This window comes from Actinoplanes sp. NPDC049265 (assembly GCF_043197135.1).
In the GTDB taxonomy this organism is placed as follows: Bacteria; Actinomycetota; Actinomycetes; order Mycobacteriales; family Micromonosporaceae; genus Actinoplanes.
Genome location: NZ_JBICSP010000010.1, coordinates 41,208 through 55,874 on the forward strand (window position 1 = coordinate 41,208; position 14,667 = coordinate 55,874).

Annotated in this window: 16 protein-coding genes; 15 read left to right on the plus strand and 1 reads right to left on the minus strand. The window is 70.1% G+C overall.

Annotated elements, in window-relative coordinates:
* The 10 genes from ACGFIO_RS23460 (at position 1) to ACGFIO_RS23505 (ending at position 9,777) form a co-directional block, all read left to right on the plus strand.
* Positions 1-522 carry a flavin reductase family protein gene (locus ACGFIO_RS23460; RefSeq protein WP_392828592.1) on the plus strand — a complete coding sequence of 174 codons (522 nt, stop codon included), beginning with the start codon at positions 1-3 and terminating at the stop codon, positions 520-522.
* Positions 523-645: 123 nt separating this feature from the next.
* A complete protein-coding gene (locus ACGFIO_RS23465) occupies positions 646-1,008 on the plus strand; it encodes a DUF485 domain-containing protein (protein ID WP_392828594.1) in 363 nt (120 codons plus the stop codon).
* Positions 1,009-2,694 (plus strand): cation acetate symporter, encoded by a 1,686-nt coding sequence (locus tag ACGFIO_RS23470; RefSeq protein WP_392828595.1) that lies wholly within the window; start codon positions 1,009-1,011, stop codon positions 2,692-2,694.
* Between the two features lie 127 nt (positions 2,695-2,821).
* A complete protein-coding gene (locus tag ACGFIO_RS23475) occupies positions 2,822-3,796 on the plus strand; it encodes a UDP-glucuronic acid decarboxylase family protein (protein WP_392828597.1) in 975 nt (324 codons plus the stop codon).
* A 92-nt stretch (positions 3,797-3,888) separates the two neighbouring features.
* Positions 3,889-5,139, plus strand: a complete 1,251-nt coding sequence (locus tag ACGFIO_RS23480) for an LCP family protein (protein ID WP_392828599.1) — start codon at positions 3,889-3,891, stop codon at positions 5,137-5,139.
* Between the two features lie 83 nt (positions 5,140-5,222).
* Positions 5,223-6,314 (plus strand): LCP family protein, encoded by a 1,092-nt coding sequence (locus tag ACGFIO_RS23485; protein ID WP_392828601.1) that lies wholly within the window; start codon positions 5,223-5,225, stop codon positions 6,312-6,314.
* Positions 6,315-6,335: 21 nt separating this feature from the next.
* Positions 6,336-6,662: a rhodanese-like domain-containing protein gene (locus ACGFIO_RS23490; RefSeq protein ID WP_392828603.1), complete on the plus strand. Its 327-nt coding sequence runs from the start codon at positions 6,336-6,338 to the stop codon at positions 6,660-6,662.
* Positions 6,663-6,783: 121 nt separating this feature from the next.
* Positions 6,784-7,965 (plus strand): sensor histidine kinase, encoded by a 1,182-nt coding sequence (locus ACGFIO_RS23495; RefSeq protein WP_392828605.1) that lies wholly within the window; start codon positions 6,784-6,786, stop codon positions 7,963-7,965.
* A gap of 211 nt (positions 7,966-8,176) precedes the next feature.
* Entirely contained in the window at positions 8,177-9,052 is an 876-nt protein-coding gene (locus tag ACGFIO_RS23500; protein WP_392828607.1) for a DUF5926 family protein, read from the plus strand.
* The gene (locus tag ACGFIO_RS23505) at positions 9,049-9,777 is read left to right on the plus strand and encodes a glycoside hydrolase family 16 protein (RefSeq protein ID WP_392828609.1); all 729 of its coding nucleotides are present in this window, start codon (positions 9,049-9,051) and stop codon (positions 9,775-9,777) included. Before ACGFIO_RS23500 ends, ACGFIO_RS23505 begins: the two co-directional genes overlap by 4 nt.
* Here the strand turns inward: ACGFIO_RS23505 and ACGFIO_RS23510 are convergent.
* A complete protein-coding gene (locus ACGFIO_RS23510) occupies positions 9,770-10,966 on the minus strand; it encodes an arginine deiminase (RefSeq protein ID WP_392828610.1) in 1,197 nt (398 codons plus the stop codon). The two genes, ACGFIO_RS23505 and ACGFIO_RS23510, sit on opposite strands and share 8 nt — an antisense overlap.
* Before the next feature lie 266 nt (positions 10,967-11,232).
* Here ACGFIO_RS23510 and ACGFIO_RS23515 point away from each other — a divergent pair, with 266 nt between their 5' ends.
* From ACGFIO_RS23515 to pheA, 5 genes are all read left to right on the plus strand, one after another.
* Complete coding sequence (locus tag ACGFIO_RS23515; protein ID WP_392828612.1) at positions 11,233-11,976, plus strand: hypothetical protein; 744 nt, start codon at positions 11,233-11,235, stop codon at positions 11,974-11,976.
* A 98-nt stretch (positions 11,977-12,074) separates the two neighbouring features.
* Positions 12,075-12,539, plus strand: coding sequence for a hypothetical protein (locus ACGFIO_RS23520; RefSeq protein ID WP_392828614.1), 465 nt, complete (start codon positions 12,075-12,077; stop codon positions 12,537-12,539).
* A 47-nt stretch (positions 12,540-12,586) separates the two neighbouring features.
* A complete protein-coding gene (locus ACGFIO_RS23525) occupies positions 12,587-12,976 on the plus strand; it encodes an ACT domain-containing protein (RefSeq protein ID WP_392828616.1) in 390 nt (129 codons plus the stop codon).
* 36 nt (positions 12,977-13,012) lie between these two features.
* On the plus strand, positions 13,013-13,594 hold the full coding sequence (locus ACGFIO_RS23530; RefSeq protein WP_392828618.1) for a hypothetical protein: 582 nt from the start codon (positions 13,013-13,015) through the stop codon (positions 13,592-13,594).
* 9 nt (positions 13,595-13,603) lie between these two features.
* The gene (gene pheA / locus ACGFIO_RS23535; RefSeq protein ID WP_392828620.1) at positions 13,604-14,557 is read left to right on the plus strand and encodes a prephenate dehydratase; all 954 of its coding nucleotides are present in this window, start codon (positions 13,604-13,606) and stop codon (positions 14,555-14,557) included.
* The last annotated feature ends 110 nt before the right edge of the window (positions 14,558-14,667 follow it).

A 14,667-nucleotide genomic window follows, 5' to 3' on the forward strand; every position in this document is an offset into this window, starting at 1 on the left:
GTGAACCCCTTCCAGCCGGGTGCCGAGATCCACTCCGACGACCCGTTCGCGGATCGCGACAAATCGGAGGTCAGGCGCCTGAGGGGGCGGTTCTCGGCCGCGGTCAGCCTGTGGACCACCTCCGGGCCGGCCGGCCTGACCGTGAGTTCGATGCTGGTGGCCGACGGCTCGCCGGGTCGTGTCCTGGGGCTCGTCGACGAGGAAAGTGACTTCTGGGACGCCCTGGACACCTCGGGCCGGTTCGCCGTGACCGCGCTGACCGACGCCGACCAGCAGCTGGCCGACCGGTTCGCCGGTCTGATGCCGGCGCCGGGTGGCCTCTTCGCCTCGGGCGAGTGGGCCGAGACCGGGTACGGCCCGGTCCCGGCGGGCGCGACGACCTGGGCCGGGTGCACCCTCGACGCCCACCGCCCGTACGGCTGGGCCCTGCTGATCGAGGCCACCATCGCCACCGTGCACCTGGGCGACCCGGCCGCCCCGCTGCTGCACCACCGCGGCCGCTACCACCGCTTGGCGCACTGACCGGGCCGCTCGGCGCACCCGCCGACCGGCGAACGCTGACTCGGTTCACTCCTTCGTAGGTTGCCGGGAAGCCTGCCTGCTGGCGGGCTCGACTTGCCTGCCCCATGAAGGTGGTGAAAATCAGTGACCACAGACGCGCCCGACTCGGCGGCGTCCGAAGATTCGGCTGCCGCTGAGCGATATCTCGCCGTGCAGAACTCCGAGGAGTTCGCGGGACTGCGGAAGACGCTGCGTGGCTTCATCTTCCCGATGACCGTCGCGTTCTTCCTCTGGTACGCGCTGTACGTCCTGCTCTCCGCATATGCCCGTGGCTTCATGAGCGTGAAGCTGATCGGCAACATCAACGTCGCGCTCCTCTTCGGACTGTTGCAGTTCGTCTCGACGTTCCTGATCGCCTGGTACTACTCGCGGTTCGCGGCCCGCAAGGTGGACCCGACCGCCGACCGGATCCGCTCTCAGCTCGAGGGCGACGGGGGGTCGAAGTAGATGGAACCGCACACGTTGAAGTACCTGGCGGCCGAGGCCACCACCTCGACCTCGCGCACGCTGACCATCACCCTGTTCGTGATCTTCGTGGCGATCACGCTGGGCATCACGATCTGGGCCAGCCGGCAGACCAAGACCGCGGCCGACTTCTACGCCGGTGGCCGTCAGTTCTCCGGCTTCCAGAACGGCATGGCGATCGGCGGCGACTACATGTCGGCGGCGTCCTTCCTGGGCATCGCCGGCATCATCGCGCTGAACGGCTACGACGGCTTCCTCTACTCGATCGGATTCCTGGTCGCGTGGCTGGTGGCGCTGCTGCTGGTGGCCGAGTTCCTGCGTAACTCGGGCCGGTACACGATGGCCGACGTGCTGGCCTTCCGGATGCGTCAGCGCCCGGTGCGTACCGCGGCCAGCGTCTCCACCGTCGTGGTCTCGATCTTCTACCTGATCGCCCAGATGGTCGGCGCCGGCGCCCTGGTCAGCCTGCTGCTCGGCATCGGGGCGGGCCAGAAGTTCCTGGGCATGGACGCGGCCACCGCCAAGGTCGCCACGATCATCCTGGTCGGCGCGCTGATGATCGTCTACGTGACCGTCGGAGGCATGAAGGGCACCACGTACGTCCAGATCGTCAAGGCGTTCCTGCTGATGCTCGGCGCCCTGCTGATGACCGTGCTGGTTCTGGCGCACTACAAGTTCAACCTGTCGTCGCTGCTCGGTGACGCCGCCGCGCAGTCCGGCAAGGGCGACGCGTTCCTCAACCCCGGTCTGCGGTACGGCGTGGAGACCGCGGGCGACGCGGCCAAGACGTTCTACAGCAAGATGGACCTGCTCTCGCTGGGCATCGCGCTGGTGCTCGGCACGGCCGGTCTGCCGCACATCCTGACCCGGTTCTACACCGTGCCGACGAGCCGGATCGCGCGCAAGAGCGTGCTCTGGGCGATCGGCATCATCGGCGTGTTCTACCTGTTCACGCTGGCGCTCGGCTTCGGCGCGGCGGCCCTGGTCGGCGGTAAGGCGATCGCGGCGCAGGACAAGGCCGGCAACACGGCGGCGCCGCAGCTGGCGCAGAAGCTGGGCTTCGACTACCTCGGCGGTGATACCGGCGGCTCGATCCTGCTGGCGGTGATCGCGGCGGTGGCCTTCGCGACGATCCTCGCCGTGGTGGCCGGCCTCACCCTGGCGTCGTCGTCCTCGGTGGCGCACGACTTCTATGCCAGCGTGATCCGTCGTGGCGCCGCCTCCGAGCGGGACGAGGTCCGGGTCGCCCGGATCGCCGCGCTGGTCATCGGGGCCGTCTCGATCGCTCTGTCGATCTTCGCGCAGAGTCTGAACGTGGCGTTCCTGGTGGCGCTGGCGTTCGCGGTGGCGGCGTCGGCCAACCTGCCGGCGGTTCTCTACAGCCTCTTCTGGCGCCGGTTCAACACCTCGGGCGCGCTCTGGTCCATCTACGGCGGCCTGATCGCCTCGGTGTTCCTGGTGTTCTTCTCGCCGGTGGTGTCCGGTTCGGCGACGGCGATGTTCCCGGACAGCGACTGGCACTTCTTCCCGCTGTCGAACCCGGGCATCATCTCGATCCCGATCGGCTTCCTGTGCGGCTTCATCGGCACGATCGTGTCGAAGGAGACCGACGACAAGAAGTACGCCGAGCTCGAGGTCCGGTCACTGACCGGTCACGGGGCGCACTGACGCCAGCTCGGCCGCACGAAGGAGAGGGACCGGGCAGCTGCCCGGTCCCTCTTCGAGGCCAGTCCGAGATTCGCCCCGCATGTGGACGCCTCGGGAAAGAATCTCGGACTAGCCTAGAGTTACTTCTATGCCTGTCACGCAGCGTTTCGGCGAGGGACATCGGATTCTGGTCAGCGGCGGCGCCGGTTTCGTACCGTCACACACGGTCGACGCGCTGCTCGCCCGCGGCTGCGAGGTCGTGGCCATCGATAACTTCATCACCGGCTCGCGTGACAACGTCGCCCATCTGGCCGGTGAGCCCCGCTTCACGCTGATCGAGGCCGACCTGACCGAGGGCCTGCCGCCGCTGCCCGGCCGCTTCGACGCGATCCTGCACATGGCCTCGCCGGCCAGCCCGACCGACTTCACCAAGCTGCCGATGGAGATCCTCAAGGTCGGCTCGATCGGCACGATGGCCCTGCTCGAGCGGGCGGTCGAAGACGCGGCCCGCTTCCTGATGGCGTCGACCTCGGAGGCGTACGGCGACCCGCTGGTCCACCCGCAGCCGGAGTCGTACTGGGGCAACGTCAACCCGAACGGCATCCGCAGCGTCTACGACGAGTCCAAGCGCTTCTCCGAGGCGGCCACCATGGCCTACCACCGCTTCCACGGGCTCGACACGGCCATCGTGCGGATCTTCAACACGTACGGTCCACGGATGCGCCCGGACGACGGCCGGGCCATCCCCACCTTCATCGACCAGGCCCTGCGCGGGACCCCGCTGACCGTGCAGGGCACCGGCGCGCAGACCCGGTCGATCACGTACGTGGACGATCTGGTCCGTGGCATCCTGCTGCTGCTCGACTCCCGGGAGCCGGGCCCGATCAACTGCGGCACCGAGCACGAGATCACGATGCTCGACCTGGCCTCGTTGATCGTGCGGCTGGCCGGCAGCGACTCGCCGATCGAGTTGGTCGAGCGGGCGCCGGACGATCCGGAGAAGCGCCGCCCCGACCTCACGCTCGCCCGACAGAAGCTCGGCTACGAACCTCAGGTCGGCCCGGAGGAGGGCCTGAGCCGCACGATCGATTACTTCCGCACGCTGAGCAATGCATCGCAGTAGTGAACGATGCACGGAGAGTAATGTCTCCTTCCTTCGTGCCGCGGCGGTGTCGAAGCGAGCGATGTCTGGAGTGGGGTACGTAATCTGGGGTCATGTCTGCCCCCACTTCTAACTACGGCCGGTCCTCTTCCGGCCGGGCCTCGGTGCCCGGCGCGGGTGGTCCCGCCGGTTCCGCCGGACGCGCCGGAGTGCCCAGCGACTATCGCCGGGGGCAGGCGCGCAATGACGATTGGCCGCCTCGCACCGCACCGGCCGGCCCGGGTGGCCCCGGTGGTCCCGGTGGCCCGCCCCCGCAACGCCCGGGCGGCCCCGCTTACCGAGGCGGCAAGCGCAAGCCCCGCTGGGGGCGGATCGCGCTGGTCGCCGGCGTCATCATCGTGATCGCCGGGGTGATCGCCGGTATCTCGCTCTACGGGTACGCCTCGGGCCTGGACAAGGACCTGAAGCGGACCAACGCCTTCGACGACATCACCAACGGCCGCCCGGCCAAGGAGGTCGACGGCGCGCTGAACATCCTGCTCGTGGGCAGCGACTCGCGCGACCCGGACACCGACGACGGCAAGGGCAGCTCGTGGCGAGCGGACACGCTGATCCTCATGCACATCCCCGAGGACCACAAATCCGCCCAGCTCATCTCCGTCCCGCGTGACCTGTACGTGCAGATCCCGTCGGCCAACAACGCGGCCTGCGAGTCGGGCACCCGAAACAAGATCAACGCCGCGTTCGCCTTCGGCGGCCTGCCCCGCGCCGTCCGTACCGTCGAATGCCTGACCGACGTGCACGTCGACAACGTGATGGCGATCGACTTCGGCGGCTTCAAGGAGGTCACCGACGCGCTCGGCGGCGTGGACCTGAAGGTCGACTACTCGATCACCTCGATCCACAAGCCGCACCGGAAGTTCAAGAAGGGCACCATGCACATGAACGGTGCCGAGGCCCTGGACTGGATCCGGCAGCGCAAGCAGTTCCCCCGCGGCGACTTCGACCGGATGCGCCACCAGCAGGAGTTCCTCAAGGCGCTGATGGACAAGGCGGCCAGCACCGGCACGCTCAGCAACCCGGGCCGGCTGAACGACTTCCTCAAGGCGGTCACCGCCGCGGTCACCGTGGACGACTCGTTCTCGCTCACCGACATGGCGGTCCAGTTCCGCAACGTCCGCAGCGAGAACCTCACCTTCATCACCAGCCCCAACAAGGGCAGCCAGACCATCGGCGGACAATCGGTGGTGGTTCAGGACAAGGAGAAGCAGGCCGCTTTGTACAAGGCGGTTTCTGCCGACAAGATGACTGAGTGGTTGTCGGCCAACCAGCCGGCGAAGTCATCGAACTCGGCGGGCGGCTGACCTCCACGGACGACAGCAGCGCGGCGGGCCGGTGAGTACTCACTCACCGGCCCGTTCGCTGTCGTACACCAGGAGAAGTCCGCATGAAGGTCCGTGCGCCGCTCTGGCCCAAACTGACGCTGGCTCTCGGCGTCCTCCTGGTCCTGGCCAGTGGGGCCGGCCTGGCCGGGAGCCGGGCCCTGATCAGCAACGCGGCCAGCGCGGTGACCCAGACCAACCTGCTCGGTACGACCAAGAAGACCGTGGCCGAGGGCGGCGGCGACGAGCTCAAGGGCCCGATCGACCTGCTGCTGATGGGCGTGGACGCGCGCAAACGCTGGGCCGTCGACGACCTGCACGCCGACACGATCATCATCCTGCACATCCCGGCCACCCACGACCACGCCTACCTGGTGTCGATCCCGCGCGACACCGACGTACAGGTGCCGCCGTTCGCGAAGAGCCGATACCCGGGCGGGCGGGCCAAGGCGACCGAAGCGTTCTTCCACGGTGCGCAGAACGGCGCCGGGTGGGCCGGCGGCGCGCAGCTGATGGCCCAGACGTTGAAGGCGGCCACCGGGGTCAGCTTCGACGGCGCCGCGATCATCGACTTCAACGGGTTCAAGGGCGTGATCGAGGCGCTCGGCGGCGTACGCATGTGTGTCGACCAGCGGGTGACCAGCCACCACATGGTCTGGGTCGGCAGCAAGCCGATGTATCTGGCCGAGGCCCGCCGCACCGGCAGGGCCACCCGGCCGGTGGTCTATCCGGTCGGCTGCCGCGCCATGGCCGGTTGGCAGGCGCTCGACTACGCCCGGCAGCGGTACGGGCTGAGAAACGGCGACTACGACCGCCAGCGCCACCAGCAGCAGCTGATCAAGGCCATGGCCAGGAAGGCCGGCAGCAGCGGCGTGCTGACCAACCCCCTCAAGATCAACCGACTGATCAAGGCCGCCGGCAAGGCGTTCGTACTGGACACCGGCGGGGTGCCGATCGCCGACTTCGTCTTCACGCTCAAGGGTGTGACCGCCAACGACCTGGTGCTGCTGCGTACCAACAACGGGACGTTCGCCGGGAACGCCGCCGGCCGCGAGACGATCACGCCGCTGAGCAAGGAGATGTTCGCGGCCGTACGCCAGGACCGGCTGGCCGCCTTCGTCCTCGAGCACCCGGGTGTGGTCGCCAAGGGCATGTGATCCCCGGCCTACGCTTCATGCGTGCAGATCCCTGAGGTATCCCCCGCAGATGTTTCCGACGACGCGTACCTGCTCGACGTCCGGGAGGACGACGAGTGGGCCGCCGGCCACGCGCCCGGCGCCCACCACCTGCCGATGATGGACGTGCCGGCCCGGCTGGACGAGATTCCCCTGGACGGCGACGTCGTCGTTGTCTGCCGCGCCGGCGGCCGGTCGGCCCAGGTGGTCGCCTATCTGGTCCAGAACGGCCGGGACAACGTCCGCAACCTGGACGGCGGCATGCAGATGTGGGCGGCGGTCGGTAAGCCGGTGGTAAGTGACAGTGGCCAGCCGGCCCGGGTCTTGTGACCGCATTTCGGGCGATCTCACCGGCATCAACATGTGACCTCCGCCACTGACGGGGCAATCCCGCTGGGATCCACCCGAAGCGCCCTGCCCAAAATGGCGGAAGCGAGGCAGACTCGCAGACATGCCGGAACGACCCGATTACCTCGCACTGACCCAGGGTCAGATCGCGGTTCTCGACCGGATCGATGCCGGCGAGGCGGGCCTACCGGTGCTGCACCAGGTGGTCCGGCTGGCCGAGGAGGCCCTGGGCGGGCGTGGCGCCGGCTTCGCCGAGTACGCCGCCGACCACGGCCGGGTGATCGCCGCCACCGGGGTCTGCGCACACGCCCTGGGCCGGCGCGTGCAGCGGGAAGAACGCGCGACCGGCGACCGGACCCTGCTGATTCCCCTGGCCGACGTGAACGACGAGTTCGCCCGGCAGGTCGAGGGCGGCGACCTGCACCACATGCTCGGCGCCCGGTGCGAGGTGGCCGGCAGCGTGATCGGGTCACTGCACGTCTACTTCGGCGCCGACCACGAGCCCACCTCCGAGCACCACGCGGTGCTCGAGCTGCTGACCACCTACGTCGGGCGGCTCTACAACATGCGGGCCGGGTTGCCGGCGCGCGGTGACGGCCGCCAGGAAGACCGCGACCTCTGGGTGGCGGTGACCAGCCACGAGCTCCGTACCCCGGTGACCGTGATCAAGGGTTACGCCGACACGCTGACCAACCACTGGGGTTCGATGGGCGAGCCCGAACGCCAGGAAGCGGTGCGGATCATCGGCGCCCGGGCCGGCGAGCTCGCCCGGCTGGTCGACCGGTTGCTCTCCGCCACCAGCGAGGACGGCACCGGCAGTGACAACCCGGCCGGCCCGTTCGACCTGGTCGAGGCGTTGCGCTCGGCGGTCGACGAGCTGCCCGCCTCGCTACGGGACCGGGTCGCGCTGGGCGAGCTGCCGGCCGAGCTGCCCAAGGCGTTCGGCGACCGCGATTCGCTGGCCACCATCCTGACCGAGCTGGCCACCAACGCCGACAAGCACGCACCGGCCGACTCGGCGATCGAGTTGCGGGCCTCCGCCGACGAGGAGACGGTCACCTTCCGGGTGGCCGACCGCGGCATCGGCATCCGGCCCGAGCACGTCGAGAAGGCGTTCGAACGCTACTGGCAGGCCGGCGCGAGCGAGCAGGGCAACCGGCACCCGGGCGCCGGCCTCGGCCTCTACCTGGTCCGCCGCATCGTCGAGCGCCAGCACGGCTGGGTCTCGTTGCGCCCGCGCCGCGGCGGCGGCACGGTGGCCGAGGTCCGCCTACCCCGAGGCTGAACCATGACCACCGCCTGCCGCCCGATCGCGCCCCGGGGCTGAAACGTCCCCGCGAACCGCCGCCCGATCGCATCGCCCGCGGGGCTGAGACGTCACCGCGACCCGCCGCTCGATCGCATCGCCCGCCGGGCTGAGACGTCACCGCGACCCGCCGACCGGTCGCGCCGCCCCGGGACCCGCCGCAACGGCCGGGTCGTTACGCTGATTCGCCATGAGCAAGCGTCGGAAGTCAGCCCAGACCACCCCGAAGCGCGAGAAGGTCCGCGACATCTTCGTCGCGCGGCCGTTCGAGGGACTCGTCGACGAGCCCGAGTGGATCGCCCTGCGTGAGCTGGTCCCGGCCGCTTCCGCGCCGCTGACGATCAAACCCGAGATCATCGAGGAGTACGGCGACCGCTCGGTCACGCTCTCCACCGTGCTCCCGATGGCCTGGCCGGCCATGACCCGCCAGGACGGCCGGGTGTTCATCGGCCTGCAGCGGCACGTCCAGTCCGGTGACGTCTCCCGCGACCTGGCCGTGGCCATCCTCAGCGCGCTGCGCACCGAGCCGGGCGACACCGTGGCCGTCCCGGCGCTGCCCGGCCCCGGCCCGCGGCTGCAGGACATCCTCGTCGACGGCCCGCTCGACGTGACAATGCACGACGGCTTCGAGTACTGGCTGGACGCCGACCAGGCCGAGGACGTAAACGTGAAGGCGTCGCTGGAGCGGGCCAACGCCTCGATCTACCCGACCGTGCGGCTGACGTCGGCGCGGGCCGCGTACTGGTGCCGGGTGCCGGAAAAGTCGCATGTCCGCTGGGTGCTGGCCGAGCCCGAGGACGCCGCGCTGGACGCCCTGGCCCGGCTCTCCGCGAGCGGCGACCTGCTGCTCGGCGACGGCACCAAGTTCGCCGGGATGTTCCGGGCCCACGGCGTCCTGGTGCCGGTCTGGGACCTGCCGCGCGAGCCCGAGGCGGCCGACTGGGAGGCGCCGCTGGCCGACTTCGCCAAGCGCTACGCCGACATCCTGGCCGAAACCGGTCCACTGGACAGCGCCGCCCGCCGGGCCAAGCAGGGCCTGATCGGGCGTCAGCTCACCCTGCGGTGAACGAGCGGTTCGCCCGCGCGGAGCTGGACAGATCGGTCTGGCTCCCCTTCTACCTGCCGCACTGGAGTTCGCGGGCGGCGTCCGCGGCGACGTACGAGGTACGCGACGGCGAGCTGCGGCTGAGCATCCCGCCGACGCAGGGTCTCTGGGCCGAGGGCGTCCACGAGACCCCGCTGCGCGTCTCCTGCATCCAGTCGGCCAACTTCTCCGGCCCGGTCGGCAGCACGATCGGCGGTCAGCCGTTCCTCGAGAATCAGCGGGTACGCGAGGAGCAGGAGACATTCTGGGGCTACACCCCGCACTACGGGCACGTCGAGATCCGGATGCGCGGCGAGGTGTCGCCCCGCTCGATGGTGGCGTTCTGGATGTCCGGCATCGCCGACGAGCCCCGCAAATCGGGCGAGATCTGCGTGATGGAGGCCTTCGGCGACGCCACGGCCATCGGCATCGGGCTGCACAAGTTTGGTGACCCGGCCCTGACCGAGGAGTGGTCAGCGCTGGAGCTCGGGATCGACGTCGCCGAGTTTCACACGTACGCGGTCGACTGGCGCCCCGGCTCCCTGGTCTTCACGGTCGACGGCGCCGAGGTGCGCCGGATCGACCAGGCGCCCGATTACCCCGTACAGCTGGAATTAGGGGTTTTCGACTTTCCTGACAAACCCGGCCCGGCCGACCACACCCCTTTGTTGGTGGTCAGCCACGTCCTCGGCCACCCGATCACCTGAGCGGAGCGCGTTCGATCGGGCAGCTCATGCACCTCGGGCCGCCGCGACCGGAGCCCAGCTCGGAACCGCTGATCGCGATCACCTCGATGCCGGCCCGTTCCAGCTGGGCGTTCGTCTCGACGTTGCGCTCGTAGGCGACGCAGACCCGGGGCGCGATCGCCAGGGTGTTGTTGCCGTCGTCCCACTGCTCGCGTTCGGCCGTGACCGGGTCGAGGCCGGTGTCGATGATCCGCAGCCGGTCGATGCCCATCGCCTCGGCCGCCGCGGTGAGGAACGGGCGCGGCGCGGTCACGTCGGGTTCGCCGTCCGGGCTGACCGTCACGGTCCAGGCCTGGAGCGCGTCGGCGACGGCCGGGTACATCACCACGGCGTCCACGTCGACCATCGTGCAGACGGTGTCCAGGTGCATGGTGGCGCGTTCCTGGGCGATCGGCACGGCCAGGATGGTGTGCGCCAGGCCGGCCGCGAAGACCCGCCGGGCCAGCCGCTCGGCGCCGGCCGGGGTGGTCCGTTCGCCCACCCCGACGGCCAGCACGCCCGGGGCCATCAGCAGCACGTCCCCGCCCTCGAGGTGCTCCAGCTCGGGTGTGAAGAGCAGCTGGGTCTCGGCGAAGCGCGGGTGGTAGCGGTAGATCGCCTGGGTGAGCGTGGTCTCCCGGTTGCGGGCGGGCATGGCCAGGCTGGTCACCGCCACCTGGTCGCGCACCCAGACCGAGGAGTCGCGGGTGAACAGCAGGTTGGGCAGTGGGTCGATGACGAAGTCGTGCGGGTCCATCATCCGATAGACCAGGCCGCCTGGTCCGGGCTTCATCTCCTCGTGGGCCAGGCCCGACATGAGTACGCCGGCCAGCCGCACGTCGTCCTGATCGGCCAGGTAGCCGGCCACCCGGGCGCGCAGCGAGTCGCCGAGCCGGCGGTCGCGCAACACGCTGGTGATCAGCTCGTCGCGGGCCTGGGCCACGGCCAGGGTCTCGACCAGCAGCTGTCCGAGATAGAGCACCTCGACGCCCCGCACGGTCAACGCCGCGGCGAAGGCGTCGTGCTCCTCCTGGGCCCGGCCCACCCATGGGATGCCGTCGAAGAGCAGGCTGTCGTTGTTTCGCGGGGTGAGACGAGCCAGCTCAGGACCGGGTCGGTGCAGCATGACCGTGGCGAGCCGACCGACCTCACTGTCGACGAAGTGCGTCACGCACCGAGCCTAGCGCTGTGACTTAGCGCAGAGATCAGCTACGCGTCGTGCATTGTCGATAAGGTCAGGCTAACTTGGGGAAGGCCTGTCCGACGGCCTTGGGGGATCAAGGGGCGCATGCACCATACGCACAAAGAGGCCGCGCATGAATGCGGCATTCATCCCCCTTCACTCCGCTTTTCTCACGACTCCACGTCTTCTTCCGTACAGGGTTGTTCACCTACGGTAGTGGACACAGAGCCGAAGACCTTTTGCCGGAGGTCCCGATGACTGTCTTCCCCGCACGTCCCGCGTTGCCTGAGACACCGTCCAAGGCGTTGGCCCGGGTGGAGAGACCCACGTCAGCACCCCCCGTATCCCTCGACCCCCACCGCACCAGCCCCGCCGAGTGGGCCCGTCGCCGTCGCGCGGTAAAGGAGGCCCGTCGCATCGAAGCAGCCGGTGCGCGTGCCCTCACCCGCCTCGACCGCCTCGGTCCGACCTGGCACATCGTGGACTGGCCGCGGACCGACTACGCACAGAGCTACCACGAACCCGACCCCGCCGACGACCGAGCCGGATTCCTGGCCATCGGTCCCGGCGGCGTCTACGCGGTGACCGTCGCCGATCATGGGCGGGCCCGCGTACTCATCGCCGGTGATGTGGTGCAGATCAACGGCAAGCGGCCCGCGTACTTTGCCGAAGCCCGCCGCGACGCCAAGCGCGCCGGCCGGGCGATGTCCGCCGCCGTCGGGCTGACCGTCCCGGTCACCCCGGTGCTGGCGTTCGTCGGCTCGGGCGTGATCAGCGTCCACGGCCTGCCCAAGGACTGCCTGGTGGCGACCCACCGCGAGCTCGACCGGCTGCTCATCGCCGGCGGATCCCGGATCTCCCCGGCCACCGCGGCCAAGCTGAGCGCGGTCGCCGAGAACCCGGGCACGTGGTCGAACGCACCGTACCGTCCAGCCGGCGAGTACCGGTGGTACCCCGACGGACAAACGGCCGCTGACAAGCGCGCGACCCGCCGGTAACGTTCCTCCCGAGTACCGTTCGTAGCCGCAGGGCTGCGAGCCGCGGCGCGGCCGGGTCATTCCGGCCGCCGCCACGGCGGTGAGTGAGGGAGGTGCGGGTGGCGCACGTCGAGCTCTCGTTGTCGGGGGCGTTCGTGCCGCAGGCGCGTACGCCGGCCGAGTCCGAGTTCACGGCCAATGTCGACCGTTGGATCGCAACGGTCGCCGGCGCGGTCGAACCGTGCATGGTCATCGATGTGGCACAGACCATCCGGGCGATCTCGCCGAAATGCTCCGAGCTGCTCGGCCTGGGCCGCCCGGCCGACGCCGTCGATCGAGCCCTGCTCGGCGACACACTGCGGCTGATCGACTTCACGGCCGGTGGCGGGCAGCTCGACGACCCCGAGCTGGAAAAGATCCCGCCCCTGCTGGCGATCAAGAGCGGCCGGCTGGCCCGCGGCCTGATGCGCGTGCAGTCCAGCGGCACCGACGGCCACCTGACCGTGGACGCGATCGCGACGCCGCTGGCCGAGGGCGACCAGGTGGTTGCCTCACTCACGTTTTTCTCGCCGGTCAAGTATTGATCCGAAGTACGTTCGCGTTCGTTCCAACCGGCCCGTACTCTCGGGTAATGCTCGACCTTGACCTGCTGCCCGGGGAGTACGCGGTGTGCCGGCTGCCCGCCGGATCCGCCCTGCCCGCCACGCTGAGCCGTGGACCGGACGACAAGAGCGTCGTCTCGGTGACCTGGGCACCGGACGAGACCTCGATCATCTGCCCGGCCGGGCTGGTGCCACCGGACGCCTCGGCCGAGACCAACTGGCGCTGCCTGCGCGTGGTCGGACCGCTCGACTTCGCGCTCGTCGGCGTCCTGGCGTCACTGGTCGGCCCGCTCGCCGAGGCCCGGGTGAGTGTGGTCACCTTCTCGACCTACGACACCGACTACGTGCTCGTACCCACCGTCCGCCTCGCCGACGCGCGGGACGCGCTGACCCGGGCCGGCCACCGCATCACCGAATGATTCAATCGACGGCCATCGCGGCCTACGATGGTCGACGTGTTGCGCCCCGCTGCCCCCATGCTCCTGGTGGGCATGGCCGGCACGGTGCTGCTGCTGGGTGCCTGCGGCGCACCGCCCGAGCCGTTGCCCTCCGGACCGCCCACACCCCTGCGTAGCGGCGGCGTGCCCGCCGGCGCCTCCACGGACCCGTCCGGACTACCCCCGCTGCCCGGCAGCTCCTTCCCCGCCACCACCAACCCGCTGCCCGGCACGACCTTCCCGACCCAGCCGGTCATACCCACCCTGCCGGTCGTGCCGACCACCACCCCGCCCCCGACGCCGGCGCCGCTGTGTGGCGGGTCGCCGACCAAACAGCAGATGCTCAAGGCGGTGAAGGGCAGGTCCGGCATACCGTCCGAGCCGCTCGAAGTCCGGTTCGGGCCGTACTGCGACCACGGGTGGCAGTTCGCCATCCTCGGCCTCGCCGGCCAGGACGAGGACAAGGTCGACCCGCTGCTGCTGCTGACCAAGGGCCGGGCCACGTCGCTGCGGGTCGTCGCGGCCGGCGCGGACGTGTGCGACGGCAGCGAGACGAACGCACCGGCGGGCATCAAGGCCCGCGCCTGCGGCAGCTCGTAAGCTGTCCGCATGCCCGGCACACCTCCGACTCGCTTCGTCTACCTCGGGCCGGAAGGCACGTTCACCGAGCAGGCCCTGCGGACGATCAGCGCGGCCGAGCACGGGCTGCGTACCCCCGCGCGCAGCGTGCCCGAGGCGCTCGAGGCGGTCCGGTCCGGCGCGGCCGACGCGGCCCTGGTCCCGCTGGAGAACTCGGTGGGCGGCGCGGTCACGGTCACCCTCGACGAGCTGGGCGTCGGCACGCCACTGATGATCACCCGTGAGGTGGTCATCCCCGTCGAGTTCCAGCTGGCCGCGCCCCGTCTCGTGCCGCTGGCGTCGATCCGCTCGGTGGCCGCGCACCCGCAGGCCTCGACCCAGTGCCGCAACTGGCTGCTGGCCAACCTGCCCGACGCCACCGTCGTCGACGTGCTCTCCAATGCGGCGGCGGCCATCGCGACGGCCGCCGGCGAATACGACGCGGCCATCTGCGCGCCGATCGGCGTGCCCCGCAACAAGCTGACCGTCCTGGCCGACAAGATCTCCGACCGCGCCGACGCCGTGACCCGCTTCGCGCTGCTCACCCGCCCGGCCGCCCCCGCCGCACCGACCGGCGACGACATCACCTCGCTGGCTGTGTCGATCCGCCACGACCAGGTCGGCGCGCTGCTCGCGGTGCTCACCGAGCTGGCCGTCCGCGGCATCAACCTGAGCCGCATCGAGTCCCGCCCGACCGGCGAGCAACTCGGCACCTACGTCTTCTTCCTCGACTGCACCGGCCACCTGTCCGAGCCGCGAATGGGCGAGGCCCTGCAGGGCCTGCGCCGCATCTGCGCCGAGGTGCGTTTCCTGGGCAGCTATCCACGCCACCGCTGGTCGTCGGCGGCGGCCGCGGAGCCCCTACCGACCACGGCCGGCCTCACCGACACCGACTTCGCCGACAGCGCCGCCTGGCTCAGCCAACTCCGCGCTTCAGGATCCTGAAACCCCTTTCCGGGTACGCCCGACCAGAGTCCCCAATGCCGCGGCGACCTGCTCGGTGGTCCAGGCCGTAACGCCCGCATCCGGCGCAAGTCCGTGGCAAACCCACCCCG

Coding starts and splice junctions, on each gene's coding strand:
- ACGFIO_RS23470 (WP_392828595.1), top strand. CDS start 1,009: ATGGAACCGCACACGTTGAAGTACCTGGCGGCCGAGGCCACCACCTCG.
- ACGFIO_RS23475 (WP_392828597.1), top strand. CDS start 2,822: ATGCCTGTCACGCAGCGTTTCGGCGAGGGACATCGGATTCTGGTCAGC.
- ACGFIO_RS23480 (WP_392828599.1), top strand. CDS start 3,889: ATGTCTGCCCCCACTTCTAACTACGGCCGGTCCTCTTCCGGCCGGGCC.
- ACGFIO_RS23485 (WP_392828601.1), top strand. CDS start 5,223: ATGAAGGTCCGTGCGCCGCTCTGGCCCAAACTGACGCTGGCTCTCGGC.
- ACGFIO_RS23495 (WP_392828605.1), top strand. CDS start 6,784: ATGCCGGAACGACCCGATTACCTCGCACTGACCCAGGGTCAGATCGCG.
- ACGFIO_RS23500 (WP_392828607.1), top strand. CDS start 8,177: ATGAGCAAGCGTCGGAAGTCAGCCCAGACCACCCCGAAGCGCGAGAAG.
- ACGFIO_RS23515 (WP_392828612.1), top strand. CDS start 11,233: ATGACTGTCTTCCCCGCACGTCCCGCGTTGCCTGAGACACCGTCCAAG.
- ACGFIO_RS23525 (WP_392828616.1), top strand. CDS start 12,587: ATGCTCGACCTTGACCTGCTGCCCGGGGAGTACGCGGTGTGCCGGCTG.
- pheA (WP_392828620.1), top strand. CDS start 13,604: ATGCCCGGCACACCTCCGACTCGCTTCGTCTACCTCGGGCCGGAAGGC.